The following is a 26,989-nucleotide window of genomic DNA, read 5'->3' on the forward strand; positions in this document are numbered from 1 at the left end:
AAAAGGAACGACATTGGCAACCGATCTTTCCGTCGACATTCCCGATGTGACGCTGGCGGCCGAGGCTCGACCGCTGGTCGAGCGGCTCGCCGCCGAGGAGGTTGCCGGCAAGCTCGCGGCGGGCGACCCCACGCTGTGGGGCCCCGCGGCCGAGAGCGAGGCATCCGTCCGGCTGTCCTGGACGACGTTGCACGAGAGCTCCCGCCCGCTGCTGGCCGAGATCGACGCGCTGCGCGCCGAGCTGCACGCCGAGGGCCTGGACCGCATCGTCCTGGCCGGCATGGGTGGCTCCTCGCTGGCGCCCGAGGTCATCGCCGCCACGGCGAACGTGCGGTTGACCGTGCTGGACACGACCGACCCGGGTCAGGTGGCCGATGCGCTGCAGGGCGACCTGACCCGCACCGTCCTCGTGCTCTCGTCGAAGTCCGGCACCACCGTGGAGACCGACAGCCACCGCCGGATCTTCGAGAAGGCCTTCTCCGACGACGGAATCGATCCTGTGAGCCGGATCATCGTCGTCACCGACCCGGGCTCGCCCATGGAATCGGCCGCGCACGAGGCCGGTTACCGCAAGGTGTTCACCGCAGACCCGAACGTCGGCGGCCGCTACTCGGCGCTGACCGCCTTCGGGCTGGTCCCGGCCGGGCTCGCCGGCGCGGACATCGCCACGCTGCTCGACGACGCCGCCGCCGTGTTCGACCGGCTGCGCGCCGACAGCACCGACAACCCCGCCCTGTGGCTGGCCGCGGCGCTGGGCGCCGCGCACGGCGGCGGCGCCGAGAAGGCCGTGTTCGCCGACACCGGCTCGGACCTCTCCGGCTTCGGCGACTGGGTGGAGCAGCTCATCGCCGAATCCACCGGCAAGAACGGCACCGGCCTGCTGCCCGTCGTCGTGGAGAGCCCCGAGTCCCCCGGCTTCAGCGACGCCGGCTCCGACGCCACCACGATCGCCGTGGGCCCCGCCGCCTCCGGCGCGGCCGTGTCCACCACCGGCCCGCTCGGCGCCATGTTCCTGCTGTGGGAGTTCGCCACAGCGGTGACGGGCCGGCTGCTCGGCATCAACCCGTTCGACCAGCCCGACGTGGAGGCGGCGAAGAAGGCCACCCGCGCGCTGCTCGACGGGCCGACCGGCGGCCCCGCGGCCACGCCGGCCCTGGTGGACGGCTCCATCGAGGTGCACCCCGGCGGCGACTGGCTCAGCGCCGGCACCGGTTCGGTGCGCGACGCGCTGCGCGTGTTCCTGGCGCACGCGCCGAGCACCGGCTACGTGGCCGTCCAGGCCTACCTCGACCGGTTGGAGGACGCCTCGGCGACCGTGCTGCGCTCCGAGATCGCCCGCCGCACGGGCCTGCAGACGACCTTCGGCTGGGGCCCGCGGTTCCTGCACTCCACCGGCCAGTACCACAAGGGCGGGCACCAGAACGGCGTGTTCCTGCAGATCACCGGTTCCTCCGAGCAGGACCTCGAGGTGACCGACCGCTCGTACACGCTGGGCGGTCTGCAGCGCGCCCAGGCGCTCGGTGACGGCCAGGTGCTCGCCGAGCGCGGCCGCCCCGTGCTGCGGCTGCACCTGACCGACCGCGCTGCGGGACTCGTCGAGCTCATGCAAGCGATCCAGCAACTCCCCCGAGGGGGTGCGGCGTGACCGCCTCCACCGAGAACAGCAATCCGCTGCGCGACCCGCGCGACAAGCGACTGCCGCGCATCGCCGGCCCGTGCGGGTTGACGATCTTCGGCGTCACCGGGGACCTCTCCCGCAAGAAGCTGATGCCGGCGATCTACGACCTCGCCAACCGGGGCCTGCTGCCGCCCGGCTTCGCGCTGACCGGCTTCGCCCGGCGCGACTGGGAGAACCAGGACTTCGAGCAGATCGTGCGGGAAGCCGTCAAGGAGAACGCGCGGACCCCGTTCAGCCAGACCGTGTGGGACCGGCTGGCCGAGGGCTTCCGGTTCGTCTCCGGCTCCTTCGACGACCCCGACGCGTTCGACCAGCTGGCCGACACCGTCAAGGAGCTCGACGCTGACCGGGGGACCGGCGGCAACCACGCGTTCTACCTGTCGGTGCCGCCGAACGCCTTCCCCACGGTGCTCACCCAGCTGTCCCGCTCGGGCCTGGCGCAGCAGTCGGAGGACAGCTGGCGGCGCGTGGTCGTGGAGAAGCCCTTCGGCCACGACCTGGAAAGCGCCCAGGAGCTCAACCGCATCGTCAACGAGGTCTTCCCCGAGGAGTCGGTGTTCCGCATCGACCACTACCTCGGCAAGGAGACGGTGCAGAACATCCTGGCGCTGCGGTTCGCCAACCAGATGTTCGAGCCGCTGTGGAACTCGCACTACGTGGACCACGTACAGATCACCATGTCCGAGGACATCGGTCTCGGCGGCCGCGCCGGCTACTACGACGGCATCGGCGCCGCCCGCGACGTCATCCAGAACCACCTGCTGCAGCTGCTGGCGCTGACGGCGATGGAGGAACCGGTCTCGTTCTCCCCGCAGGACCTGCGGGCGGAGAAGAGCAAGGTGCTCTCGGCGACGAAGCCGGTCGGGCCGTTCGACCAGACCACCGCCCGCGGCCAGTACACCGGCGGGTGGCAGGGCGGCTCGCTCGTCCCCGGCCTGCACGAGGAGGGCGGTTTCGCCTCGGACTCCACCACGGAGACCTTCGCCGCGATCACCCTGGAAGTGGAGAGCCGGCGGTGGGCGGGCGTGCCGTTCTACCTGCGCACCGGCAAGCGGCTGGGCAGGCGGGTCACCGAGGTCGCCGTGGTGTTCAAACGCGCCCCGCACCTGCCGTTCGACAGCACGATGACCGAAGAGCTCGGACAGAACGCCCTGGTCATCCGGGTGCAGCCGGACGAGGGCGTGACCATGCGCTTCGGCGCGAAGGTGCCCGGCAGTTCCATGGAGGTCCGGGACGTGACCATGGACTTCGGCTACGGGCACGCCTTCACCGAGACCTCGCCGGAGGCCTACGAGCGCCTCCTCCTGGACGTGCTGCTCGGGGAGCCCTCGCTGTTCCCCGTCAACGAGGAAGTCGAGCTGTCCTGGCAGATCCTCGATCCGGTGCTGGCGCACTGGGCCGAGCGCGGAAAGCCCGAGCAGTACAAGGCGGGCACGTGGGGCCCGCAGTCGGCGGACAAGATGCTGGCCCGCAGTGGACGCTCCTGGAGGCGACCGTGATCATCGACCTGCCGTCGACCACCACGTCGCAGGTGAACAACAAGCTCGTCGAGCTGCGCGAGACCGGTGGTGCGGTCGCGCTGGGCCGGGTGTTGACCCTGGTCATCGTCACCGGGGACGGCACCGAGGTGGAGCAGTCCATCCAGGACGCCAACGACGCCAGCCGCGAGCACCCCTGTCGGGTGATCGTGGTGGCGCGCGGGGCCCGGCAGGCCGCTCCGCGGCTGGACGCCCAGATCCGCATCGGCGGTGACGCCGGGGCCTCCGAGGTGCTCGTGCTGCGGCTGTACGGCCCGCTCGCGGACGAGGGCGCGGGCAGCGTGGTGCCGCTGCTGCTGCCCGACACCCCGGTGGTGGTCTGGTGGCCCTCCGACTCCCCGGAGACGCCGGCCAAGGACGCGATCGGGGCGCTGGCGCACCGGCGGATCACCGACGCGGCCGCCGAGGTCGACCCGATCCAGGCGCTGCGGCAGCGGGCGAAGTCCTACGCCGGTGGTGACACGGACCTGGCCTGGACCCGGTTGACCTCGTGGCGCGCGCTGCTGACCGCCTCGCTGGACCTGCCGCCGCACGAGGGCATCACCGGGGCCGCGGTCACCGGTGCCGCGGACTCGCCGTCGACGGACTTGCTGGCCGCGTGGCTGGCCAGCAACCTGAACATCACGGTGCGGCGCCAGGAGCACGAACGCGGCCCCGGCATCGTCTCTGCCGTGCTGGAACGCCCCTCCGGCAACGTCGAGATCGTCCGGCCGGACGGCCAGACCGGCACGCTCACCCAGCCCGGGCAGCCGGAGCGGCGAGTGGCGCTGCAGCGCCGGCACGTGCGGGACTGCCTCACCGAGGAGCTGCGCCGCCTCGACCGCGACGAGATCTACGAGGAGACGCTGGGCTGGCTCGACCGGGTCGACCGGCAAGGCCCGGACGACGCGCAGAGCTCCGAGCAGGAGCAGGCCGCAGCAGGAACGGAGACCGGAGCATGACCACCGCCCTCGTCCACGACAACGGTGATCTGCTCGCCGCTGCGGCCGCAGCACGGTTGATCACGAAACTGGCCGACGCCCAGGCCGAACGCGGCACCGCCTCGGTCGTGCTCACCGGCGGCGGCACCGGCAACGCCGTGCTGGAGCACGTCCGCGCGGCCCCCGCCCGGGATGCGGTGGACTGGTCGCGCGTGGACGTCTACTGGGGCGACGAGCGCTACGTGCCCGCGGACGACGCGGAGCGCAACGAGGGGCAGGCGCGGAAGGCGCTGCTGGACGACCTGCCGCTCGACCCGCGCCGCGTGCACTGCATGCCGCCCGCGGACGGGGCGTTCGGCGAGGACGTGGAGGCGGCCGCGGCGCACTACGCCGAGGTCCTCGCCCAGCACGCTCCGGAGGACGCGCACCCGCAGGTGCCGCGGTTCGACGTGTGCCTGCTCGGGCTCGGCGAGGAGGGGCACACGGCCTCGCTGTTCCCCGACACCCAGCACGTGCGGGAGTCGGTGCGCACCGTCGTCGGCGTGCGGGACTGCCCGAAACCGCCACCGACGCGCATCTCGCTGACGCTGCCGGCGATCAACGCGGCCTCCGAGGTGTGGCTGATGACGACCGGCTCCGGCAAGGCCCAGGCCGTGGCCGCAGCGCTGTCCACGGCCACCCCGCCGGAGGACATCCCCGCCGCGGGCGCGCGGGGGCGGCAGCGGACGTTGTACCTGCTGGACGAGGCGGCCGCGGCCGAGCTGCCGGCGGGCTGACGTCCCGTCTCGTGCGCACAGCCCTGCTGATCACTCAGGACAGATCCGGCGCCGGTGATCACCGCTGCCGGGCGCAGGATCGCGGAAGCCCGGCTCGGGCGAACAACGAGGCGCAATTCCGCCCGTTTCGCCTCGCGTTGACGGGTTGTTCGCCCGAGCGCTTCCGAATTTTCGCGCAGCGCACCTATTTTCAGGATATGCGCGGCATCGCGCAGGAACCGGACACGAGTATCCACTGTGGATCGTCAAGGGACGTGTGACGTATTCCCGCGAGACGGGCGTCCCGCACCGGTCGGAGATATATTCGATCGTGACCGAGTTGATACCCGACCGCGTCCACCGGAGGCGCATTCCTGAGCAGGTTCCCGCGGACCGCCGCGGACGGCTCGCCTCCCGGTGAACACGTCCTGTCGGAACAGGTCATCGGCATTCCACAATGGAGTGCGCTGTTGCCGGTGGCCGCACGAGGACCGGCCCGTCCGGCCGGGAAAGGTGCGGCGAACGTGCCTCAACCGCTTACTGCTTTCCACGGGTTCGCCCCGATGCTGACCGTTCTGCTGCCGACCGGGCTCGCGGCGTGCGCGCTCTCGGCGCTGCTGCGGCGCGGGCGCGCACCACGGGTCAACCCGAGCGATCCGATGATCGACGGCGCCCTGGTGTTCGCGGCCCTGTCGGTGGCGTTCCTGGTCGGCACACCGCAACCGGGCCCGAGCAGCCCGGTCGGGCCGGGCCCCGGCACGGACCTCGCCACCGCGCTGTCCGCAGCCCCGGACAACCTCCTGCCGTGGGTGCAGCTCGGCGGCAACCTCATGCTGCTCCTGCCGTTGGGGATGCTCGCACCGCTGCGCCTGGGCTGGTTCCAGCACATCGGCAGAGCGGCGCTCAGCGGTCTGCTGCTGAGCTGCGGGATCGAAATCGCCCAGTTCTTCCTGATCCCCGGCCGTGTCGCCTCCACCGACGACATCGTGCTCAACACCACCGGAGCCGCGGTCGGCGCGCTGCTGACGATCGCGCCCGGACGGATCCGGGCCGCGTTCGCAACGACCGAGCACCGGATCACCGGCGATCTCCGGACGCACCCCGCGACCCACCGGCCGCGACGCCTCGCGCGGCAGCGCGCCACCAGCACCGCCTGACCCCGCCTCCCGAGCCGCGCGCCGCCGGGGCCGCCGGTAGCCGGCACAGACCGCACGGGCTCCGAGGAGGCGGAATCGGCGCAGCGGCGAGCCGGTTCAGGTGATGTCGGAGAAGTGTTCCACGGCCCGCGTGTTGCCGGCGACGATGAGCACATCGCCGTGTTGCACCACGGTCGAGGGTGTGGCGTAGGTGAACTCGTGCCCCGGTGTTTTGATGCCCACCACGGTGACGCCGTACTTGTGCCGCAGCTGGCTCTCGCCGAGCGCGCGGTCCACCGCCTCCGCCGGCGCCAGCGTCTTCGCCAGCGCGTAGTCCTCCTCGATCTCGATGTAGTCGAGCATCCGCCCGGTCACCAGGTGCGCGACGCGCTCGCCCATGTCGTGCTCGGGCAGGACCACGTAGTGCACGCCGACCCGCTCCAGGATCCGGCCGTGCTGGCGGCTGGTCGCCTTGGCCCAGATCTTCGGGATGCCGAAATCGACCAGCAGCGAGCTCGTGAGGATGCTGGCCTCCAAGCTGGTGCCGATGGCCACGACGGCGCGCCGGAACTGGTGCACGCCGAGCTGGCGCAGGCTCTCCGGATCCGTGGTGTCGGCCACGGCCGTGTGCGTGAACGAGTCGGCGCGCCGCTGCACCACCGTGGGGTGGGTGTCGATGCCCATGACCTCGGCCCCGCCCTGGAGGAGCTCGCTCGCCAGCGAGCTGCCGAACCTGCCCAGGCCGATGACGACGATCTGGTTCTCCGTGCCTCGTCTAGCCAACGATGGGTCGCTCCTCCGGTCGTTCGTAGCGGCGCGTGCGCTCGCGCAGCGCCAGCGCCGAGGCCAGCGTGATCGGACCGAGCCGCCCGGCGAACATCAGCACCACCAGCATGACCTTGCCCGCCGCGGGCAGATCCGCGGTGATCCCCGTGGACAGCCCCACGGTGGCGAACGCCGAGATCGACTCGAACAGCACCCGGTCCAGCCGGAACGGAGTGATGGCCAGCAGCACGATCGTGGAGGCCACGACAGCGGCCACGCCGATGAGCACGATGGTCAGCGCCTGCCGCTGCACTCCTTCGGGAATCCTACGCCCCATCACGTGCACGCTGGGTTCCCCGCGGACCTCGGCGAGCACGACGAACGCCAACAGCGCGAACGTGGTGACCTTGATGCCGCCGGCAGTGCCCGCGCTGCCCCCGCCGATGAACATGAGCACGTCCTGCACGAGCAGCGTCACCGAGTGCATCTCCCCCACCGGAACGGTGTTGAACCCGGCCGTGCGGGGCATGACGCCGGCGAAGGTGGCGGCCAGCAGCTTCTCCGGCACGGGCAGCGGCCCGAGCGTGGCGCTGTTGGTCCACTCACCCGCCATCACCGCGACGATGCCCACCACGAAGAGCACGCCCGTGGCCAGCAGCGTGATCTTGGTGTGCAGGCTCCAGTGCCGCGGCACGCGGAACCGGCGGAACAGCTCCAACCACACCGGAAAACCGAGCCCGCCCGCGACGACGGCGACGATCACCGGCACGCAGATCCACGCATCGCCGACGAAACCGCTCAAACTGTCGGAGTACAACGCGAAACCGGCGTGGTTGAACGCCGACACCGCGTGGAAGACCCCCTCGTACAGCGCCCGCGGCCACTCCCGCCCGTAGGCCACGTGCAGACGCGTGACCAGGAAAACCGCCGTGACCGCCTCGATCGTCACCGCCAGCGCGAGGATGCGCCACACCACACCGCGCACCTCGCCCAGCCCGGCGGTCTTCGTCTCGGTCTGCGCGCTCAACCGCATGCGCAGGCCGAACCGCCGGAACACCGCCACACTCAGCAGCGAGGCCAGCGTCATGATGCCCACACCGCCGATCTGGAACAGCACCAGCAGGACGACCTCGCCCGCAGTGGACCAGTAGGTCGGCGTGTCCACCACGATCAGCCCGGTCACGCACACGGCCGAGGTGGCGGTGAACAACGCGGTGACGAAGTCGACCTCGCCGGTCTCGGTCGCCATCGGCAACATCAGCACAGCAGTGCCGACAGCGATCATCAGGGCGAACCCGACCACGACGAGAACGGGCGGTCGGCGCAACAACGCCGCACCCCGCCGTTGCGCACTCGCCAAAGGCGTGTTCACCGACGCCATGCCTGCCGAAAACACCCGCGCAGAGTACTCCCGGACCGTGGTGCTCAGAACACGAGGTCGGCCGTGACCACCACGCCGTCGCCGTCGCAGACCACGTGCTCGCCCGGCGTGAAGCGCACCCCGCCGAGTTCGACCGGAACGTCGCGTTCGCCCTCGCCGGTTTTGGAACTCTTCCGGGGATTCGTACCGAGGGCCTTCACACCGAACCGCATGTCGGCGAGCACGGCGGCATCGCGCACCGCGCCGTTGATGAGCACACCGCTCCAGCCCTGCGCGCGGCCGGATTCGGCGATGAGATCGCCCATCAGGGCGGTGTGCAGCGAGCCGGCACCGTCGATGACGAGCACCGCGCCCTCGCCCGGCTCGGCGAGGACCTTCTTGACGAGGCCGTTGTCCTGGTAGCAGCGGACCGTGCGGATGGGCCCGGAGAAGTGCACGGTGCCGCCGTAGTCGCGGAACTGCACATCGCAGCTGCGGACCGATTCGCCGTCGCGGTCCGCGAGATCCGTGGTGGCAGGGGTCATGACTCACCTCCGCGTAGACGCGCCCGACAACGCACTGCGCCGAGCGTGGCACTGCACCGAGCGTGGCACTGCGCCGAGCGTGCCGGAGCGCTTTCCGAAACGGCGAGCCTAACCCGGTGACCGCAGCGTTGACCTTCCGCCTAGACGTAAGCCACACACGCACCCGGAGGGGCGGACATTTCTCGAGAAATGTCGGGGACTTTTCTCGAGAAACGTCCAAACCCCTGGGCAGAGGGGCACGCGGACCGTGGTGTCGCGGGTCAGGATTCGCCGCGGCGGGCGCGCAACCGATTCAGCGCCTCGCCGAGCAGGGCTGCGCCGTCCTCGTCGGTGCGGCGTTCCTGCACGTAGGCGAGGTGGCTCTTGTACGGCTCGGTGCGCCTGCTCTGCGGCGGAGTATCGCGGTCACGGCCCGCAGGCCGGCCGCAGCGCGTGCACTCCCACTCCGCGGGCGGTGCGACCTCCGCGGCGAAGGACGGCCGGGTCCGGTGCCCCTCGGCGCACCAGTAGTCCACCCGCTGCCGCGGCGCGGACTCGCCGCGCTCGGTCTCGCTCACGACCGGGCCGGAACCGACCCGCACTCCGCGAATGGCCTCGCCACCAGTCATCCCTGCTCACCCCACCGTGTGGCCTGCGCGAACGTGCGGCCCGCGCGACCGGTCTCCGCTGCGTTCACCGCTGTGCTCTTCGTGGCGTCGGCGCACCGGCACTGGTGCCGTCGGCGCCGCGTCGACAGCGCGATCGCGGTTCGCAGCCGCTCGTGCTAACCGCCCATCTTGATCACCAGGCCGGTCCCCACGATGCAGATCACCCACAACGCGATGACGAACAGCGTGAAGCGGTCGAGGTTCTTCTCCGCCACGCTGGAACCGGCCAGGTTGGATTGCATACCGCCGCCGAACAGCGAGGACAGGCCGCCGCCCTTGGCCTTGTGCAACAGCACCAGCAACACGAGCAGCACGCTCAGCGCGAGCAGCGCGATCTGCAGAATAAGAGTCATCTCGTCCTCGTTCGTACAGCGGTTCGCAACACAGCGTACCGGGCTTCCCACCGCAGGTGATCACCCGGTCGCGCGCGGCCACCCACGCGCGGTGCGGTACGGCGCCAGGGTAACGAGACGCCGCACGCGCCGGTGCGCACGGGCACCCGCGCCGACGAAGTGGGGCGCCGGCCCGAGCGGACTCGTGACCGGCGCCCCGTCAACGTCCCTCCGCGAGCCCCCGGCGGGAGGTGCACCGCAACCGGGTCACCGCACCCGGCTCACGGCAGCGGGCCACCTGCGGCCATCGCGCTCATCTTGGCGAACTCGTCGCCGTTGAGGCTCGCGCCCCCGACGAGCGCGCCGTCGATGTCCTGCTGACCGATCAACTCGCCGATGTTGCCCGACTTCACCGAGCCGCCGTAGAGGACGCGAACCTCCTCGGCGACCTCCGAGCCGTACTTGTCGGTCAGCGCCTGCCGCAACGCCCCGCAGACCTCCTGGGCGTCGTCGGAGGTGGCGACCTTGCCGGTGCCGATGGCCCACACCGGTTCGTAGGCGATCACGCTGCCGCGCACCTGCTCGGCCCTGAGGCCCTTGAGCCCCTCGATGAGCTGGCCGGTGCAGTGGGCGACGTGTTCGCCGGACTCGCGCACGTCCAGTGCCTCGCCGACGCACATGATCGGCGTGACGTCGTTCTTCAGCGCCGCCCGCACCTTGCGGTTGACGACCTCGTCGGTCTCCGCGTGGTGCTCGCGCCGTTCGGAGTGGCCCACCACGACGTAGCTGCAGCCCAGCTTGGCCAGCATGCTCCCGGAGACCTCACCGGTGTAGGCGCCGGACTCGTGCTGGGAGACGTCCTGCGCGCCGTACTTGACCAGCAGCTTGTCGCCGTCGACGAGCGTCTGCACGCTGCGGATGTCGGTGAACGGCGGCAGCACGGCCACCTCGACCTTGGAGAAGTACTTCTCCGGAAGGGCGAAGGCGAGCTTCTGCACCAGGGCGATGGCCTCGAGGTGGTTGAGGTTCATCTTCCAGTTGCCCGCGATCAGCGGCAGCCGGCTCATCGCTCACCGCCTTCCAGCACCGCCACGCCGGGCAGCGTCTTGCCTTCCAGGAACTCCAGGGAAGCGCCGCCGCCGGTGGAGATGTGCGAGAAGCCGTCCTCGGGCAGGCCGAGCTGGCGCACCGCGGCGGCGGAATCGCCGCCGCCGACGACGCTGAACGCCGCGGAGTCCACGATGGACTGCGCGATGGCGCGGGTGCCTTCGGCGAAGGCGGCGAACTCGAACACGCCCGCGGGCCCGTTCCAGAACACCGTCCGGGCCCCGCCGATGACCTCGGCGAAGCGCTGCCGGCTGTCCGGGCCGATGTCCAGCCCCATCCACTCGGGCGGAATCGCGTCCACGCCCACGGTGCTCGTCCGCGCGTCGGAGGCGAACCGGTCGGCGACGACGACGTCGACCGGGAGCACGAGCTTGTCACCGTGCTCGCGCAGCAGGTCGCGGGTGCTGTCCAGCTGTTCCTGCTGCACCAGCGACTGGCCGACCTCGTAGCCCTGGGCGGCCAGGAACGTGTAGGCCATGCCGCCGGTGATGAGCAGCTTGTCCACCTTGGGCAGCAGCGCCTGGATCACGCCGAGCTTGTCCGAGACCTTCGAGCCGCCGAGCACGACCACGTACGGCCGCTGCGGATCGCCGGTCAACGTGCGCAGCACGTCCACTTCGGACCGGACGAGACCGCCGCCGTAGGCGGGCAGCAACTTCGCCACCTCGTAAACGGAGGCCTGCTCGCGGTGCACCACGCCGAAACCGTCGGAGACGAAGGCGGCGTCGGACCCCACCAGGGCCACGAGCTCATCGGCCAGCGCGGCCCGCTCGGCGGCGTCCTCGCTCGCCTCCCGCGGGTCGAACCGCACGTTCTCCAGCAGCACGATGCCGCCGTCGGTCAGCGCCTGCACCTCGGCCTGCGCGAACTCGCCGACGACGTCGCCGGCCAGGTCCACAGTGGTGCCCAGCAGTTCACCCAACCGCTGGGCCACCGGGCGCAGCGAGAACTGCGGGTCCGGTTCACCCTTCGGGCGGCCCAGGTGGGCGGTGACGACCGTGCGGGCACCGGCCTGCTGCAGCTTCCGCAGCGTCGGCAGCACCGCCTGCACCCTGCCGTCGTCGGTGATCGTCTCGCCGTCCAGCGGAACGTTGAGGTCGGCGCGCACGAGCACGCGCCGACCCGCAACGCCCGCGGACAGCAGATCGTCCAGGTTCTTCACGATCCGCTCCGGATTCCGAGTCAGGAGGCCTTCTTGCCGATCAGCGCGGTGGTGTCCACCAGGCGGTTGGAGTAACCCCACTCGTTGTCGTACCAACCGACGATCTTGACCTGGTTGCCGATGACCTTGGTCAGCGGCGAGTCGAAGATCATGGAGTGCGGGTCGGTGATGATGTCGCTGGAGACGATCGGGTCCTCGCTGTAGCGCACCACGCCCTGCAGCCGGCCGGCGGCCGCGGCCTCGCGGAACGCCTGGTTCACGTCCTCCTCGGTGACGCCGCTGGCCGAGACCGTGGCGGTCAGGTCGGTGACCGAGCCGGTCGGCACCGGCACGCGCATGGCGTAGCCGTCGAGCTTGCCGTTGAGCTCCGGCAGGACCAGGCCGATGGCCTTGGCCGCACCGGTGGAGGTCGGCACCACGTTGACCGCGGCGGCGCGCGCGCGGCGCAGGTCCTTGTGCGGGCCGTCCTGGAGGTTCTGGTCGGCGGTGTAGGCGTGCACCGTGGTCATCAGGCCCTGCTCGATGCCGAAGGAGTCGTTGAGCACCTTGGCCATCGGCGCCAGGCAGTTGGTGGTGCACGAGGCGTTGGACAGGATGGTCTGCGAACCGTCGTACTGGTCGTCGTTGACGCCCAGCACCACGGTGAGGTCCTCGCCCTTGGCCGGCGCCGAGACCAGGACCTTGCTCGCGCCGCCCTCGTCGACGTGCTTGCGCGCCTGGTCGGCCTGGGTGAACAGGCCGGTCGACTCGAGGACCACGTCCACACCCAGGTCACCCCACGGCAGCTTGCCCGGGTCCTTCTCCGCGAGGATCTTGATGAGCTTGCCGCCCACCTCGATGCCCTCGTCGGTGACCTTGACCTCCTCGTCGACGCGCCCGAGGACGCTGTCGTACTTCAGCAGGTGCGCCATGGTCGCGACGTCGCCGAGGTCGTTGGCGGCCACGACTTCGATGTCCTGGTTGCTGGCGGCAGCGGCGCGCCAGAAGTTCCGACCGATGCGACCGAAGCCGTTGATCCCTACGCGAATGGTCACGCTGATCTCTCCTCGTGACTGACCCAGCCGCCGCGGCGGTGGGTGAGGTTGCTGGTCTCGGGTCCACCCTATCTGTCCCGCGAGCCGGCGCACCCGGCGGGCGCGCGGCGCCGATCACCCTCCCGCCGCACGTCAGCGCCCCTTCCGAGCCCGCCCGAGCAGGTGCGCGAGCCGGCCGCAGGGCGCGGAGGCGGCCGGCGCGCGCCCCGCACATCGTTGCCGCCCGCCCGGGGTGATCAAACCTCGGCTTCGAGCATCTCCTGCGTCACGGCGGAGTCGGTGTCGGGCACGCCGAGCTCGCGGGCGCGCTTGTCCGCCATGGCCAGCAGCCGCCGGATCCGCCCGGCGACCGCGTCCTTGGTCATCGGCGGGTCGGCGAGCTGGCCCAGCTCCTCCAGGGAGGCCTGCCGGTTCGACAGCCGCAGCCGGCCCGCCACCAGCAGGTGCTCCGGCGCCGTCTCGCCGAGCAGCTCCATCGCGCGCTCCACCCGCGCGGCCGCGGCCACGGCCGCCCGCGCGGAGCGGCGGAGGTTGGCGTCGTCGAAGTTGGCCAGGCGGTTGGCCGTGGCCCGCACCTCGCGGCGCATCCGCCGCTCCTCCCAGGCGAGCACGCTGGTGTGCGCGCCGAGCCGGGTGAGCAGCGCACCGATGGTGTCCCCGTCGCGGACGACGACGCGGTCGGCGCCGCGCACCTCCCGCGACTTGGCCTGCACCCCGAGCCGCCGGGCCGCGCCGACGAGCGCCAGCGCCGCCTCCGGACCGGGGCAGGTCACCTCGAGCGAGGAGGAGCGCCCCGGTTCGGTCAGCGAGCCGTGCGCGAGGAACGCACCCCGCCAGGCGGCTTCGGCGTCGCACTCGCCGCCGGAGACGACGTGGGCGGGCAGCCCGCGGACCGGTCGGCCGCGCGGGTCGAGCAGACCGGTCTGCCGCGCCAGGCTCTCCCCGCCGGAGACGACGCGCACCACGTACCGGGTGCCCTTGCGCAGGCCGCCCGAGGTGATCACGTGCACGTCGGAGTGCTGCCCGAACAGGTCGTGGATCTCCTTGCGCAGTCGGCGCGCCGTGGAGCCGCTGTCCAGCTCGGCCTCGACGACGACCCGCCCGGCGACGATGTGCAAACCGCCGGAAAAGCGCAGCAGGGAGGACACCTCTGCCCGCCGGCAGCACGTCTTGGTCACCGACAACCGACTCAATTCGTCTTTGACCGCTGCGGTCATCGCCACCGGTCCATCCTCCTTTCCAGCGCGGTTCGCAGACTCGCCGCCAACGCCTCCGGGTCGTGCCGCCCGCGGGCGCTTCCGGAAGCGATGGAGCACAGCACAGTCTGCGCACCGAGATCATTCGCCGCAGTGCGAAGGCGGCCCGGAGTCGGTACGGAGGCGGCGTCGGCCAACACCGCGTCGACCCGCAGCTGCGGCGCGTGCTGCGAGAGTACGTCGAGGTGCTGTTCGGGCGAAAAACCCGCTGTTTCACCTGGTTGAGGGACAAGATTGAGCACGACGCACCGCTGCGCCCCCGTGGCCACGAGAGCCTCCCGCAGCTCCGGGACCAGCACGTGCGGCAACACGCTGGTGAACCACGATCCGGGACCGAGCACCACGAGATCGGCCTCGAGCACGGCCTGCACGGCCTCCGCGCAGGCCCGCGGAGCCTCGTCCCCCGTGGCGGACAACCGCACCTGTTTTACACGACCGGGTGTACTTGCGATGGCCACCTGGCCGCGGATGGACCGCACCGCGTCCGGATCGGAGTCGAGCCCGACCACGTCCGCCTGCATGTCCAGCGGGCTCCGCGACATCGGCAGCACCCGCCCCGCGGTGCCGAGCAGCGCGCAGGCGTGGTCGAGCACCCGCACCGGATCGCCCAGCACGTCCAGCAGCCCGGCCAGCACCAGGTTGCCGACCGCGTGCCCGGCCAGCGCGCCGTCACCGCCGAAGCGGTGCTCGAACAGCTGCGCCCACAGGTGTTCCGCGTCGTCCGGACCGGCCAGCGCGGCGAGCGCCTTGCGCAGATCCCCCGGCGGAAGCATGCCCAGCTCCTGGCGCAGCCGCCCCGAGGAACCGCCGTCATCGGCGACGGTGACCACCGCGGTCGCGTTCGGCGTGATCCTGCGCAGCGCGGACAGCGTGGCCTGCAGACCGTGCCCGCCGCCCAGCGCCACCACGCGGGGGGCCGCGCCGTCGGCCGCTTTCCGGTGCTCGTCCGTTTCCGCGTTCACTCACGCCCCAAATCCCGATGCACGGTCTTGACCACGGTCCCGTCCTCGCCGATGCGGCGGGCCAGCTCCTCGGCCAGGACCACGCTGCGGTGCTTGCCACCGGTGCAACCCATGGCCAACGTGAGGTAGCGCTTGCCCTCGCGGTGGTACCCGGCACCGACCAGCTGCAGCAGCTCGCGGTACCGGGTGAGGAAATCGTCGGCGCCCTCCTGGCCCAGCACGTAGTTGCTGACCTCGTCGTCGAGGCCGTTGTACTCGCGCAACTCCGGGATCCAGAACGGGTTCGGCAGGAACCGGCAGTCCATCACCAGATCCGCGTCCATCGGCAACCCGTACTTGTAGCCGAACGAGAGCACCGTGACCCGCGTGCTCGTGTGCGCCTCGCTGCCGAAGGCGTCCTCGATCTTCGACCGCAGCTGGTGCACCGACAGGCCCGTCGTGTCCAGCACCAGGTCGGCCTCGGCGCGCAGTTTCGACAGCAACGACCGCTCCGCGGCGATCCCGTCGGCCAACCGGCCCTCGCCCTGCAGCGGATGTCCCCGCCGCACCTGCTCGAACCGCCGGATCAACTCCGCGTCGGTGGCCTCGAGGAAGACCACGCGCGGCTTGTACCCCCGCGCGTCCAGATCCTTGATCACCGAACCGAGATCCTCGGTGAAGGCCCGACTGCGCACGTCCATGACCACGGCGACCCGCGTGATCGCCCCGCTCGACCGCGCCCCCAGCTCCACCATCGTCGAGATCAGCTCGGGCGGCAGGTTGTCCACCACGAACCAGCCCAGATCCTCCAGGCACTTGGCCGCGGTGCTGCGGCCGGCGCCGGACAAGCCGCTGACCAGCGCGACCTCGATGCCCGACTGCTCGTTGTTCACGTGCTCCCCCTTGAGTGCTCGCCGAGATCAACCCGTGCCGCTACCATTCTGCTGCCCCGCGAGCGCGGCGTGCACGGTTTCTGCGATGCGCCGCCCGATGCCGGGCACCTGCGCGATGTCGTCCACGCTGGCCTGGCGCACCTTGCGCACCGAGCCGAAGTGCTTGAGCAGCGCGGTGCGCCGTGCCTGCCCCAGCCCGGGAATCGAGTCCAGCTCGGAGGCCGTCATGCGCTTGCTGCGCTTGCCGCGGTGATAGCTGACCGCGAAGCGGTGCGCCTCGTCCCGCACGCGCTGCAGCAGGTACAGGGCCTCGCTCGTGCGCGACAGGACCACCGGATCCGGCTCGGCCGGCAGCCAGACCTCCTCGAGCCGCTTGGCCAGCCCGATGACCGCCACATCGGTCACTCCGAGCTCCGCCAACGCGTCGGCGGCGGCGTTGGCCTGCGGCGCACCACCGTCGACCACGAGCAGGTTCGGCGGGTAGGCGAACTTGCGCGGCTTGCCGGTCTCCGGATCGATCCCCGGCGCGGAGCCCTCCGCCTCCGCGCTCTCGCCGGGCCCGTCGGTCGCCACTGCACCCCCGGTGCCCGCGGACCCACCGGTCTCGTCGGCATCCGCGATGTCGGGGCGCTCCTCCGAGCCGGAACGGCCGGCCCGCTCGCCGCCGGCTCCCGCGCCGAGCTCCGCACCGGGCTCTTCCTCCCCGGAGTCCGCGCCGGGGGTCTCCCCGGTGACCTCCTCCCCGGCGGGTGCGAACCCTGCGGCGGCTTCGCTCGTCGCATCGGGCTGCACCCCCTGCGGAGTGCCGCCGGTCTCGGCGAGGTAGCGGGCGAACCGGCGGCGCACGACCTCCGCGATCGAGGCGGTGTCGCCGCCCTCGGCACCCTCGCGGACGGAGAACCGCCGGTACTCGGACTTGCGCGGAACCCCGTCCTCGAACACGACCAGCGAGGCGACCACGTCGCTGCCCTGCACGTGGCTGACATCGACGCACTCGATCCGCAGCGGCGCGCTGTCCAGCGCGAGCGCCTCCTGCAGCTCCTGCAGCGCGGCCGAGCGCGCGGTGAGGTCCCCGGCGCGGCGCAGCTTGTACTGCTGGAAGGCCTCCTGGGCGTTGCGCTGCACCGTTTCCAGCAGGGTGCGCTTGTCGCCGCGCTGCGGCACGCTCACCGCGACCTTGCTGCCCCGCAGCTCGCCGAGCCACGAGGAGATCGTGTCGACGTCCTCCGGCAGCTGGGGCACCAGGATCCGCTTGGGCACGGGGCTGCCGCCGGCGTCGGCCTGATCGGCCAGCGCGGCCTGCTCCCCGTAGAACTGGGTGAGGAACTGCGCCGTCAGCCCCGCCAGATCGGTGTCCTCGACCTTGTCGATGACCCAGCCGCGCTGTCCGCGCACCCGGCCGCCGCGCACGTGGAACACCTGCACCGCCGCGGCCAGCTCGTCCTCGGCGAAGGCGGCCACGTCGGCGTCGGTGCCGTCGCCGAGCACCACCGCCTGCTTCTCCATGGCGCGGCGCAGGGCCTCCAGGTCGTCGCGCAGCCGTGCGGCCCGTTCGAACTCGAGCTGTTCGGACGCCTCGTTCATGGTGCGTTCGAGGCGGCGCATGAGCTGATCGGTGCGCCCGGAGAGGAAGTCGCAGAAGTCGTCGACGATCGCGCGGTGGTCCTCCGCGCTGACCCGGCCCACGCACGGCGCGGAGCACTTGCCGATGTAGCCGAGCAGGCACGGCCGCCCCATCTGCGTGTGCCGCCGGAACACGTTGTCCGAGCAGGTGCGCGCCGGGAACACGCGCAGCAGCGTGTCCAGCGTTTCCCGGATCGCCCACGCGTGCGCGTACGGGCCGAAGTAGCGCACGCCCTTCTTCCGCGGCCCCCGGTAGACGTGCAGTCGCGGGTACTCCTGGTGCAGCGTCACCGCCAGCACCGGGTAGGACTTGTCGTCGCGGTAGCGGACGTTGAACTTCGGGTCGTACTCCTTGATCCAGGAGTACTCCAGCTGCAGCGCCTCGACCTCGGTGTTGACGACCGTCCACCGCACCCCGGTGGCCGTGGTGACCATCTGCTGCGTCCGCGGGTGCAGCCGCGACAGATCGGCGAAGTAGTTCGCCAGCCTGCTGCGCAGGCTTTTCGCCTTGCCAACATAGATGATCCGCCCGGAGGCGTCGTGGAACCGGTACACACCGGGCTGATCCGGGACGGTTCCGGGTGCGGGGCGATAAGTGGACGGATCGGCCACGCCCCCACCCTACGTGTTCGACCCCGGCACTCCTGCGGGGCAGGCGGGTGGGCGATGGGCCGCGCCACCTCAGCCGTGTCGCCCCAACCGAGCCACCTCAGCCGCGCCGCGGCGGTTCCTGCGGCGGTTCGTAGCGCTGCATCCGGTGCAGCAGGCGGCGGATCCGCACGCCGTGCACCGGCGACAGCGCGTAACCCGGGTAGCTGGCGAACCAGCTGGCGCTGCCGAGGCTGACCGCGTCGGCACCGGCCCAGAAGTACTCGCGGCAGTCGTCGAACGTGCGCACCCCGCCGGTGCCGATGATCGGCAGTCGCACCCCGGCGTCGCGCAGTTCGCGCACCACGCGCAGCCCGACCGGCTTGATCGCCCGGCCGGAGACCCCGCCGAAGCCGTTGGCCAGCAGCGGCGCGCCCGTGTCCGGGTCCAGCCGCAGTCCCTTGACCGTGTTGATCGCCGTCAGCGCGGACACCCCGTGCCTGGCGGCGAGCCGCGCGTGGCCGAGGTAGTCGTAGTCCGGGGAGAGCTTGAGGATCACCGGGTGTGCGCTGCGCGGAACCGCTTCGGACAGCACCGACTCGATGATCGCGCCGAAGTCGAAGTTGACGTTGTGGCAGGAGACGTTGAACTCCACCGCCGCGATGTCGCCGGCGGGCACGGCCGCGTTGATCCGGTCGACGAGGGTGACGAACTCCTCGGCGGAGAACCCGCCCACCGAGATGATCGTGTTCTGCCCGCGGGTGCGCGGGTAGTAGTCGCGCAGGTAGCCGTCGATGCCGACGTTGCACCAGCCGAACGCGTTGAGCCAGCCGCCGTCGACCTGGCGCAGCGCGCGGCCGTAGCGCTTGAGCAGCGCGGGCAGCTCACGCGGCGACCACTGGTCACGGGTGGTGAAGTGGCCTTCGCGGGGCTCGACGGTGAGGGTGCGGGTGGTGACCGCGCCGAAGCGCTCCAGCGGCACGAACTGGGAGATCGGGCTCATCCCGTAGGCCATGACGCGGGCGTTGGACACCCCGTAACCGAGCAGGCTGGAGGCGGTGACCAGGCGGTTGCGCAGCTGGATGTCACCGAGCCGCACTCCGTCCCCCGCCGGTTCGACCATCGCGCCGTCACGTTCCGCGGTTGCGCTCACGATCCCCTCCACCTGGGCTGACCTGCCACCGCCCATTGTCACCCATCCGGGCGCGGGTGCGAGCACCGGTCGATGCGAGCTCGGCAGGAGTGCGGCAGGACGCGGATCCGACCGCGATCCGCTCCGCCGCGCGGGAGCAGCCGCGCGGCCGGACCCGAGCAGGACCGCGCCCGCGTACGTCGCCGGAGGTGTTCGACCTCGCGCGCAGCCGGAGCGGAACGCTCGGCGCAGCGCGGCGGTCACTCCGGTCGGGCCGCCTCGACCGCAGCTGCCAGCCGGGACCGGGCGGTGGCCACCAGCTCCACGAGCTCCGCGGGCTCGCCGGGCAGCCCGGTGAGCAGAGCGTCGATGCCGTCCAGCCCGGCGCGTGGCAGCAGCCGCTTCTCGTTCGTGATCCACTCGCCGCGCGCGGCGAGCACGGCGTGCGCCGCTTGGCAGGCCGCCTGGGCCACCGCCCCCGCGGTCTGCACCACCCGCCCGGCCGGGGCGTGGTTCTGCCGGGCGTAGGACAGTCCGAGGTCGGCCTGCTGCCACCACACCTCGGGGGCGCTGCGGCGCAGCTCCGCGGGGAACTCGGGCCGCGGCAGCTCACCGCGCAGCACCCGGTTGATCGCCAGCTCGCCGACCACCAGGTAGCCGGGGATGCCGGCGAGGTGGAACAGCAGCGGTTCCCAGGCGAACCGGCCCTGCCGCGCCTCGGCCAGGTGATGCTCCACGTCGTCGAGGTCGCGGTAGTGCACGTCCACCGGGCGGCCGTCGACCTCCAGCCAGGCACCGCCGTTGAACACCCGGCCCCAGTCCCCCGGATCGAACACCTGACCGGGCCAGTCGAGAGCACGCAGGTGGTCCGCGTCGAACTCGCCGCGGTAGTACAGCGCGACGTCCCAGTCGCTGTCGGCGCCGTGGGTGCCCTCGGCGCGCGAACCGCCGAGGCTCACCGCGAGCACGCCCGGCAGCGCGGCCAGCCCGTCCGCGACGTGGTCGACGAACGCGGTCTCGTCCATGATCGTTCCCCTCCTGCGCCACGCGTCCGCGCGGTTCCTTCGCGAGCGCCACACCTGACCAGGGGTTTGCACGTTTCGCGTGAAATGCGCAAACCCCTGGTCAGAGGCACGCGGCGGGCGCTCGCGCGTGCGCTCCCAGCGGTCCGCGCGCTTCGCGGGACCTATTGCTCGGAGGAGCCCCGCCGGCCCGAACTCCCTGCGTCGGCACTCCCCGCATCGGCATTCCCCGCGTCGGCGTCCTGCTGCTTCGGAGCCTGCTGCACCGGGTCCTGCTCGGCTTCGACGGTGCGGCGCAGTTCGCGCAGCCGGCGCATGACGGTCACGGCGTACTCCCCGTCGGTGGCTTGCACAGCCAGCAGCGGCGCGTACTCGTCGTCGGGCAGCTCCACGCGCGCCCACGAGGCCCCGTCCGGGAAGGTGATGGCACGCACCTCGCTCCACGGGTAGTGCTTGGCCACGAACGCGTTGCGCACCTCCACCCCGGAGCGATCGGCGCGCAACCGCGGGAACGTGGGCACCAGGGCGGCCGCGCCGAGCAGCACACCGAGCAGCGCCATGGCCACCTGGTCGGACACGCGGAAGTACACGCCGGTGGGCGTCTCCCGCAGCAGCACCGCCACGACGACGAACAGCGCGACGAGCACGACCGCCACCGGGACGGCCACGCGGCGCACCTTGCGGGGACGGGCCTCGACTCGCTGGACGCTCACAGGAATCCGCGCTCCCCGATGTCGCCGCCGCGGAGGTCGCGCAGCACCAGCGCGGTCTCCAACGCCGCGGCGGTGGCCTCGAAGCCCTTGTCCTCCGCCGAGTCCTCGAACCCGGCGCGCACGAGCGCCTGCTCGTCCGTCTCGCAGGTGAGCACACCGTTGCCGACCGCGGTGGACTCGTCCAGGGCGACGCGGGTCAGTCCCTGGGTCACCGAGTCGCAGACGTAGTCGAAGTGCGGGGTGCTGCCGCGGACGACCACGCCGAGCGCGACGACGGCGTCGTAATCGTGGGCGAGCTGCTGGCACACCACGGGCAGTTCGACCGATCCGGGCACCCGCACCACGGTGGGCTCGGCGGCGCCGGCCTGGCGGCTCGCCTCCTGCGCCCGCTCCAGCATCTGCCCGACGAACTGCTGGTGCCAGCGGATCGCGGCAATACCGATGCGCAGTCCTTCCGCCCGCGGTACGTCGATCCGCGGGCGCCCCTCGCCACTCATGCCGTCACTCCCGTGTCGCCGATCGAGGAGTCCTCGCCGTCCTCCAGATTGTCCAGGTCGTGCCCCATCCGGTCGCGCTTGGTCCGCAGGTAGCGCAGGTTCTCCGGGTTCGGCCGGACCGGCAGCGGAACCCGGCCGACGATGCGCAGGCCGTAACCCTCCAGTCCGACGCGCTTGTCCGGGTTGTTGGTCAGCAGCTGCATCGACTTGACGCCCAGGTCGCGGAGGATCTGCGCGCCCTGGCCGTAGTCGCGGCCATCCACGGGCATGCCGAGTTCGACGTTCGCGTCCACCGTGTCGGCACCGTGGTCCTGCAACTGGTAGGCCTGCAGCTTGTGCAGCAGCCCGATGCCGCGGCCCTCCTGCCCGCGCACGTACAGCACCACGCCGCGGCCGGCTTCGGCGACCTTGGCCAGCGCCGCGTCGAGCTGCGGCCCGCAGTCGCAGCGCAGCGAACCGAGCACGTCGCCGGTGAGGCACTCCGAGTGCACCCGCACGAGGATGTCCTCGCCGTCGCCGATGTCACCGTAGACCAGCGCGATGTGCTCGATGCCGTCGAGGGTGCTGTCGTAGCCGAACGTGCGGAACGTGCCGTGCACGGTGGGGATGCGCGCTTCGGCCACGCGTTCGACCTGCTTTTCGAAGCGCCGCCGGTAGGCGATGAGGTCCGCGATCGTGATCAGCGTCAGGTCGTGCTCGGAGGTGAACAGGTCCAGCTCGTCCCGCCGGGCCATCTCGCCCTCGTTCTTCTGGCTGACCACCTCGCAGAGCGCTCCGGCCGGGCGCTTGCCGGCCAGCCGCGCCAGGTCCACCGCCGCTTCGGTGTGACCGGGCCGGCGCAGCACCCCGCCGTCCCGCGCGCGCAGCGGCACCACGTGGCCGGGGCGGGTGAGGTCGTCCGGCGTCGTGGCGGGATCGGCCAGCAGCGCCGTGGTCCGGGCCCGGTCGGCGGCGGAGATGCCGGTGGAGACGCCTTCGGCCGCGTCCACGGTCACCGTGTACGCCGTGCCCTTGTGGTCCTGGTTCCAGTGGTACATCGGCGGCAGGTCGAGCCGATCGCAGTCCTGACCGGTCAACGCCACGCAGAGGTATCCGGAGGTGTAGCGGACCATGAACGCGACGAGTTCGGGCGTCGCGTGTTCGGCGGCGAAGATCAGATCGCCCTCGTTCTCGCGGTCCTCGTCGTCCACCACGACGACGGGCCGCCCTGCTTCGAGGTCCGCGAGGGCGCGTTCGATGCTTTCCAAGGAGCTGGTGTCCACGGTGCCGTGCCTTTTCCCGTCTGGCCTGCCGGCCTGCTCGTTGTGAACCCCACCGCGCCGCTAGTGCGGTGAGATCCCGTCATTGCCATTGTCCTCTCCGCACGCCGCGGCGTCGGGGCGGACACGGCTGAGTTGTGCTGCGGACAACCGTTCCACGTGCTTGGCCAGCACATCCACTTCGATGTTGACCACATCACCCGCGGCGCGGTTGCCGAGCGTGGTGAGCTCCTCGGTGGTGGGGATCAGCGCCACGCCGAAGTCGGTCTCGTCGAGCGCCGCCACCGTCAGCGACACGCCGTCGAGGGTGATCGAGCCCTTCTCCACCACGTAGCGGGCGAGCTCGGCGGGCAGGTCGAAACGGGTGAGCCCCGCTGCGTCGGTGCCGCGGACGGCGGCCGTGCCGTCGACGTGGCCCTGCACGATGTGCCCGCCCAGGCGGTCCCCGAGCGCCATCGCCCGCTCCAGGTTGACCCGGTCGCCGACCACGCCGCCGCGCAGCGAGGAGCGCCGCAGCGTCTCCTCGACGACGTCGACGGTGAACCGGTCGCCGTCGACGTCCACGACGGTCAGGCACACGCCGTTGACCGCGATGGAGTCGCCGTGACCGGCATCGCCGGTCACCAGCGGTCCGGACACGGTCAACCGGCTGCCGCTGTCGCCGGGCTCCACGGCCACGACCGTGCCGAGCTCCTCGACGATTCCGGTGAACACCTGCTTCCTCCTCGCTCACACGACGCTGTTGCCGGGGCCATCATCCCGCCGTCGGGGCCGTCATGACGCAGTCCCGCTCGTCCGGGGCACCGCACTGACGCGCAGGTCCTCCCCGGTGCGGGTGACGTCCTCGATCTCCCAGTGCGAGGCGTCGGCGAGCGTGCCGACGCCCGCGTCGACCAGCGCGGCCGGGCCCGCCCCCAGCAGCACCGGGGCGATGTAGGCCAGGACGCGGTCCACACGTCCGGCGCCGACGAACGCCCCGGCCAAGCGCGGCCCGCCTTCGAGCAGCACGTCGACGACGCCGCGTTCGGCGAGCTGGGCCAGCACCGCGGCCGGGTCGCCACCCGGCAGGTGCACGGTCTCGGCCGCGGCGTCGGTGATCCGCGCGCCCGCCGGGATCTCGCGGTCGCCGAGGACGACGCGCAGCGGCTGCCGCGGCAGCGGCGCGCCGTCCGCACCGCGGGCGGTCAACTGCGGATCGTCGGCGAACACCGTGCCGGTGCCCACCGCGATCGCGTCGACGGCGCCGCGCAGGCGGTGCGTCTCGGCCCGCGAGTCCTCGGAGCTGATCCACTGGCTCGTGCCGTCGGCGGCCGCCGCCCGGCCGTCCAGGCTGGCCGCGTACTTCCACGTCACGTGCGGGCGGCCGGTGCGGGCGAAGTGCAGCCACGCGCGCAGCGGACCCGCGGTCGCGTCGGCGCTTCGCAGCCCCGAGCGCACCTCGACGCCGGCGGCGCGCAACCGTTCGGCACCGCCGGCACCGGAGGGGTGCGGGTCGGACACGGCGTGCACGACGCGGGCCACGCCCGCGTCCACGAGCCTGTCCACGCACGCCGGTGTGCGCCCGGCGTGCGCGCAGGGCTCCAGCGTGACCACCGCGGTTGCGCCCGCCGCTCGCGCGCCGGCCTGCTCCAGCGCGCGGGCCTCGGCGTGCGGCCCGCCGGGCGGGCTGGTGGCGCCGCGACCGGCGACGCGGCCCGCGGCGTCGAGGACGACGCAGCCGACGGGCGGGTTGGGGCTGGTGGAACCGCGCACGCCCCGGCCGAGCTCGATCGCCTCGAGCATGGCCGCGTCCCAGGCGTCAGCGGGCGCACCGCCCCCGGCCGGATCGTTGCGCTGGCCCTGCGGTTCCCGCTCGTGCACGGGTCAGTGCCTCGAGCGCGCGAAACCCGGCGCTGCCTGCTCGCGCAGCGCGCGCACGGCTCGGTAGGGGTCCTCGGCGCCGTAGACGGCGGAGCCGGCGACGAAGCAGTCCACGCCCGCCTCTGCCGCCTGTTCCACGGTGTCGTTGTTGATGCCGCCGTCGATCTCGACGAGCAGGTTGAGGTGGCCGGTGTCCACCATCTGCCGCGCGGCGCGGACCTTCTCGAGCACGTCGGGCATGAACTTCTGCCCGCCGAAGCCCGGCTCCACCGACATCACCAGCAGCGTGTCGTAGTGCGCCAGCACGTCGACGTACTGCTCGAACGGGGTGTTCGGCTTGACCGACAGCCCCGCCTGCGCGCCGGCCGCGCGGAGGTTCTTGGCCAGCCCCACCGGGTCCTCGGCGGCCTCGACGTGCACGGTCACGTTGTGCGCTCCGGCCTCGGCGTAGCCGATCGCCCACTGGTCCGGGTCGTCGATCATCAGGTGGCAGTCCATCGGGATGTCGGTGGCCTTGAGCAGGGATTCGACCACCGGCAGGCCGAGCGTCAGGTTCGGCACGAAGTGCGCGTCCATCACGTCGACGTGGACCCAGTCGGCGCGCTGGCCGGGCTCGCCGTTGATCGCGGCGAGTTCGTCGGCGAGCCGCGCGAAGTCGGCCGACAGGATGGACGGGGCGATGAGCGGTTGGGCGGTTCGCTGTCCGTTCGACACAGCGGGATTGTAAATCCCCCGTCCTGCTACATTCGGTTCCGGCCACGGGAACGCCCGCGGCACGAGCGGAAGGTGAGCAGCGGAAGGTGCGCGATGGCCCCCGTTGACGACAAGCGCGCCGCGGTGGCGGCTCTGGGTGAGAACAGCACCGTTCCGGCCGCGGCTGCCATGAGCGTGGACGCGCTGCGGCACAAGGTGCGGCAGCTGGTGATCACCGAGGAAACCGCGCAGCCGTGGGGCGACCTGCGCGAGCGCGCCGCGGCCATGAACCCCGAATCCGCCGCCGAGCTCGCCGCCCTGCTGGAAGCGATGATCGACGCGCCGACGCAGCCGTCGCCACCGCGCGGATGGTTGGAGGCCGACCTCGCCGGGCTCGACTGCGCCCGCGCGGTCACTTCCGCGCTGGCCGAGTCCGCCGGCGCGGCGAGCTGAGCGCGGTTCCGCCCGCGAATCCAGCGTCCTGCCCGCGTTGCGGGCTTCCGCATCGCGGGATCCCGCCCACACCGCGCGTTTCCGCCGCGCTTCTCCGCCCGCGCGGTGGGTCCCGCCCCGCCTGGCGGGTTCCGCCTACGCACCGCGCGTCTCGCCCGCGCGCTTCCGCCCGCGCGGTGGGTTCCCGCCTACGCGCCGCGCGCTTCCACCAACGCGCTTCTCCGTCCGCTCCGCGCGGAGCCGCGCGGAGCTTGCGAGCCGCCCGGCGGAGGCCGCAGCGGCGGGGACCGCTCAGTCCGCGGGCCAGCTGTACTCGAGCTCGTAGCGCTCGGCGGGCATGACCATGTCGTTGCACTCGACCACGCGCGCGCCGGAGTAGGCCAGCCGTCGCACGTGCAGCACCACGGTGGTGCTCAGCGCCGAGCGTTCCGTGCTCGTGGCCGTCCGCCCGCCGACGCTCTCGGCGAAGCGGGTCAGCCCCACCGACTCGTCCAGCCGCGCGTAGGCACCGCCGGCGCCGGTGTCCGCGGTTTCCAGCGCCGTACCGCGGGTGACCGCACGCGGCAGGCGGGAGGTGGCCAGCTGCACCGGCTCGCCGTCGGCGCGCAGCACGCGGTCGCGCACGCAGACGGCCTCGTCCGGGCCGATGCCGAGAACCGCGGCGTAGGTGTCCCCGGCGGCTTCGAACCGGACCTTGACGTTGCTCGCCGCCCGGAAGCCGTACCGGTCGGCCTCGGCGAGGAAGGCCGCCACGTTCGCCTGCCGCCGGGCCCGCGACAGCCGTTCCTGCGAGTTGACTCGTGTGATCCGCTTCGGTGGTGCCACCACGACCCCCTTCCCGCGGGCAATGGTGAGCACTCCTTCGTCGCGGAGCGCGTCGAAAGCGGAGCGGATCGTGATGCGGCTGACGCCGTAGGCCTCACCGAGCTCGGGTTCGCTGGGCAGGCGCGCACCCGGTGCGTACTCCCCTGCCGCGATGCGTTCCCGCAGGTCCTCGGCGATCTGGGCGTACCTGGCAGCCATCTCCGTCCCGCGCCCCCGAATTGCCCGCGCCTGCGCGTGTTTCCGCGGCTCCCCCAG

27 protein-coding genes are annotated in these 26,989 nt (G+C 72.0%); 6 read left to right on the forward strand and 21 right to left on the reverse strand.

Annotated features, from left to right (window positions below; genetic code table 11):
• Nucleotides 1–13 precede the first annotated feature (13 nt).
• The 5 genes from ACVGV2_RS13830 to ACVGV2_RS13850 all read left to right on the forward strand — a co-directional run bounded on the left by ACVGV2_RS13830 (nt 14) and on the right by ACVGV2_RS13850 (nt 6,048).
• Nucleotides 14–1,645 (forward strand): glucose-6-phosphate isomerase, encoded by a 1,632-nt coding sequence (locus ACVGV2_RS13830; protein ID WP_459162777.1) that lies wholly within the window; start codon nt 14–16, stop codon nt 1,643–1,645.
• Nucleotides 1,642–3,177, forward strand: a complete 1,536-nt coding sequence (gene zwf, locus ACVGV2_RS13835) for a glucose-6-phosphate dehydrogenase (protein WP_459162778.1) — start codon at nt 1,642–1,644, stop codon at nt 3,175–3,177. Before ACVGV2_RS13830 ends, zwf begins: the two co-directional genes overlap by 4 nt.
• Nucleotides 3,174–4,157 carry a glucose-6-phosphate dehydrogenase assembly protein OpcA gene (locus ACVGV2_RS13840; RefSeq protein ID WP_459162779.1) on the forward strand — a complete coding sequence of 328 codons (984 nt, stop codon included), beginning with the start codon at nt 3,174–3,176 and terminating at the stop codon, nt 4,155–4,157. The genes zwf and ACVGV2_RS13840 overlap by 4 nt, the downstream gene beginning before the upstream one ends.
• A complete protein-coding gene (pgl, locus tag ACVGV2_RS13845) occupies nt 4,154–4,912 on the forward strand; it encodes a 6-phosphogluconolactonase (RefSeq protein ID WP_459162780.1) in 759 nt (252 codons plus the stop codon). The genes ACVGV2_RS13840 and pgl overlap by 4 nt, the downstream gene beginning before the upstream one ends.
• Before the next feature lie 503 nt (nt 4,913–5,415).
• Nucleotides 5,416–6,048, forward strand: coding sequence for a VanZ family protein (locus ACVGV2_RS13850; protein ID WP_459162781.1), 633 nt, complete (start codon nt 5,416–5,418; stop codon nt 6,046–6,048).
• Between the two features lie 96 nt (nt 6,049–6,144).
• Here ACVGV2_RS13850 and ACVGV2_RS13855 read toward each other — a convergent pair whose 3' ends face one another.
• The 20 genes from ACVGV2_RS13855 to rpe all read right to left on the reverse strand — a co-directional run bounded on the left by ACVGV2_RS13855 (nt 6,145) and on the right by rpe (nt 25,477).
• Nucleotides 6,145–6,810 (reverse strand): potassium channel family protein, encoded by a 666-nt coding sequence (locus tag ACVGV2_RS13855; RefSeq protein WP_459162782.1) that lies wholly within the window; start codon nt 6,808–6,810, stop codon nt 6,145–6,147.
• Complete coding sequence (locus ACVGV2_RS13860; protein ID WP_459165992.1) at nt 6,803–8,173, reverse strand: TrkH family potassium uptake protein; 1,371 nt, start codon at nt 8,171–8,173, stop codon at nt 6,803–6,805. Before ACVGV2_RS13860 ends, ACVGV2_RS13855 begins: the two co-directional genes overlap by 8 nt.
• Nucleotides 8,174–8,217: 44 nt before the next feature.
• The gene (gene rraA / locus ACVGV2_RS13865) at nt 8,218–8,697 is read right to left on the reverse strand and encodes a ribonuclease E activity regulator RraA (RefSeq protein ID WP_459162783.1); all 480 of its coding nucleotides are present in this window, start codon (nt 8,695–8,697) and stop codon (nt 8,218–8,220) included.
• Between the two features lie 260 nt (nt 8,698–8,957).
• A complete protein-coding gene (locus tag ACVGV2_RS13870) occupies nt 8,958–9,305 on the reverse strand; it encodes an RNA polymerase-binding protein RbpA (RefSeq protein WP_459162784.1) in 348 nt (115 codons plus the stop codon).
• A gap of 155 nt (nt 9,306–9,460) precedes the next feature.
• Nucleotides 9,461–9,697: a preprotein translocase subunit SecG gene (gene secG, locus ACVGV2_RS13875; RefSeq protein WP_459162785.1), complete on the reverse strand. Its 237-nt coding sequence runs from the start codon at nt 9,695–9,697 to the stop codon at nt 9,461–9,463.
• 260 nt (nt 9,698–9,957) lie between these two features.
• The gene (gene tpiA, locus ACVGV2_RS13880) at nt 9,958–10,743 is read right to left on the reverse strand and encodes a triose-phosphate isomerase (RefSeq protein WP_459162786.1); all 786 of its coding nucleotides are present in this window, start codon (nt 10,741–10,743) and stop codon (nt 9,958–9,960) included.
• The gene (locus tag ACVGV2_RS13885; protein WP_459162787.1) at nt 10,740–11,945 is read right to left on the reverse strand and encodes a phosphoglycerate kinase; all 1,206 of its coding nucleotides are present in this window, start codon (nt 11,943–11,945) and stop codon (nt 10,740–10,742) included. Before ACVGV2_RS13885 ends, tpiA begins: the two co-directional genes overlap by 4 nt.
• Nucleotides 11,946–11,965: 20 nt before the next feature.
• Nucleotides 11,966–12,979, reverse strand: a complete 1,014-nt coding sequence (gene gap, locus ACVGV2_RS13890) for a type I glyceraldehyde-3-phosphate dehydrogenase (protein ID WP_459162788.1) — start codon at nt 12,977–12,979, stop codon at nt 11,966–11,968.
• 236 nt (nt 12,980–13,215) lie between these two features.
• Nucleotides 13,216–14,202 (reverse strand): DNA-binding protein WhiA, encoded by a 987-nt coding sequence (whiA, locus tag ACVGV2_RS13895; protein WP_459162789.1) that lies wholly within the window; start codon nt 14,200–14,202, stop codon nt 13,216–13,218.
• Nucleotides 14,193–15,197, reverse strand: a complete 1,005-nt coding sequence (locus tag ACVGV2_RS13900; RefSeq protein ID WP_459162790.1) for a gluconeogenesis factor YvcK family protein — start codon at nt 15,195–15,197, stop codon at nt 14,193–14,195. Before ACVGV2_RS13900 ends, whiA begins: the two co-directional genes overlap by 10 nt.
• Nucleotides 15,194–16,069 (reverse strand): RNase adapter RapZ, encoded by an 876-nt coding sequence (rapZ, locus tag ACVGV2_RS13905; protein ID WP_459162791.1) that lies wholly within the window; start codon nt 16,067–16,069, stop codon nt 15,194–15,196. The genes ACVGV2_RS13900 and rapZ overlap by 4 nt, the downstream gene beginning before the upstream one ends.
• Before the next feature lie 27 nt (nt 16,070–16,096).
• On the reverse strand, nt 16,097–18,304 hold the full coding sequence (gene uvrC / locus ACVGV2_RS13910; protein WP_459162792.1) for an excinuclease ABC subunit UvrC: 2,208 nt from the start codon (nt 18,302–18,304) through the stop codon (nt 16,097–16,099).
• A 97-nt stretch (nt 18,305–18,401) separates the two neighbouring features.
• Entirely contained in the window at nt 18,402–19,433 is a 1,032-nt protein-coding gene (locus ACVGV2_RS13915) for a beta/alpha barrel domain-containing protein (protein WP_459162793.1), read from the reverse strand.
• A 239-nt stretch (nt 19,434–19,672) separates the two neighbouring features.
• Nucleotides 19,673–20,437, reverse strand: coding sequence for a nucleotidyltransferase domain-containing protein (locus ACVGV2_RS13920; RefSeq protein ID WP_459162794.1), 765 nt, complete (start codon nt 20,435–20,437; stop codon nt 19,673–19,675).
• A 161-nt stretch (nt 20,438–20,598) separates the two neighbouring features.
• Entirely contained in the window at nt 20,599–21,147 is a 549-nt protein-coding gene (locus ACVGV2_RS13925) for a PH domain-containing protein (protein WP_459162795.1), read from the reverse strand.
• Entirely contained in the window at nt 21,144–21,644 is a 501-nt protein-coding gene (gene ribH / locus ACVGV2_RS13930) for a 6,7-dimethyl-8-ribityllumazine synthase (RefSeq protein WP_459162796.1), read from the reverse strand. Before ribH ends, ACVGV2_RS13925 begins: the two co-directional genes overlap by 4 nt.
• Complete coding sequence (locus tag ACVGV2_RS13935; protein WP_459162797.1) at nt 21,641–22,906, reverse strand: bifunctional 3,4-dihydroxy-2-butanone-4-phosphate synthase/GTP cyclohydrolase II; 1,266 nt, start codon at nt 22,904–22,906, stop codon at nt 21,641–21,643. The genes ribH and ACVGV2_RS13935 overlap by 4 nt, the downstream gene beginning before the upstream one ends.
• A gap of 60 nt (nt 22,907–22,966) precedes the next feature.
• Complete coding sequence (locus ACVGV2_RS13940) at nt 22,967–23,617, reverse strand: riboflavin synthase (protein ID WP_459162798.1); 651 nt, start codon at nt 23,615–23,617, stop codon at nt 22,967–22,969.
• 60 nt (nt 23,618–23,677) lie between these two features.
• On the reverse strand, nt 23,678–24,685 hold the full coding sequence (gene ribD, locus ACVGV2_RS13945) for a bifunctional diaminohydroxyphosphoribosylaminopyrimidine deaminase/5-amino-6-(5-phosphoribosylamino)uracil reductase RibD (protein ID WP_459165993.1): 1,008 nt from the start codon (nt 24,683–24,685) through the stop codon (nt 23,678–23,680).
• Between the two features lie 81 nt (nt 24,686–24,766).
• Nucleotides 24,767–25,477 (reverse strand): ribulose-phosphate 3-epimerase, encoded by a 711-nt coding sequence (gene rpe, locus ACVGV2_RS13950; RefSeq protein ID WP_459162799.1) that lies wholly within the window; start codon nt 25,475–25,477, stop codon nt 24,767–24,769.
• 93 nt (nt 25,478–25,570) lie between these two features.
• On the opposite strand from rpe, the gene ACVGV2_RS13955 reads away from it, so the two are divergent.
• Complete coding sequence (locus tag ACVGV2_RS13955; protein WP_459162800.1) at nt 25,571–25,909, forward strand: hypothetical protein; 339 nt, start codon at nt 25,571–25,573, stop codon at nt 25,907–25,909.
• A 291-nt stretch (nt 25,910–26,200) separates the two neighbouring features.
• On the opposite strand, the gene ACVGV2_RS13960 is transcribed toward ACVGV2_RS13955, so the two are convergent.
• Nucleotides 26,201–26,932: a GntR family transcriptional regulator gene (locus ACVGV2_RS13960; RefSeq protein ID WP_459162801.1), complete on the reverse strand. Its 732-nt coding sequence runs from the start codon at nt 26,930–26,932 to the stop codon at nt 26,201–26,203.
• Between the last annotated feature and the right edge of the window lie 57 nt (nt 26,933–26,989).

This window comes from Bounagaea algeriensis (assembly GCF_054491375.1).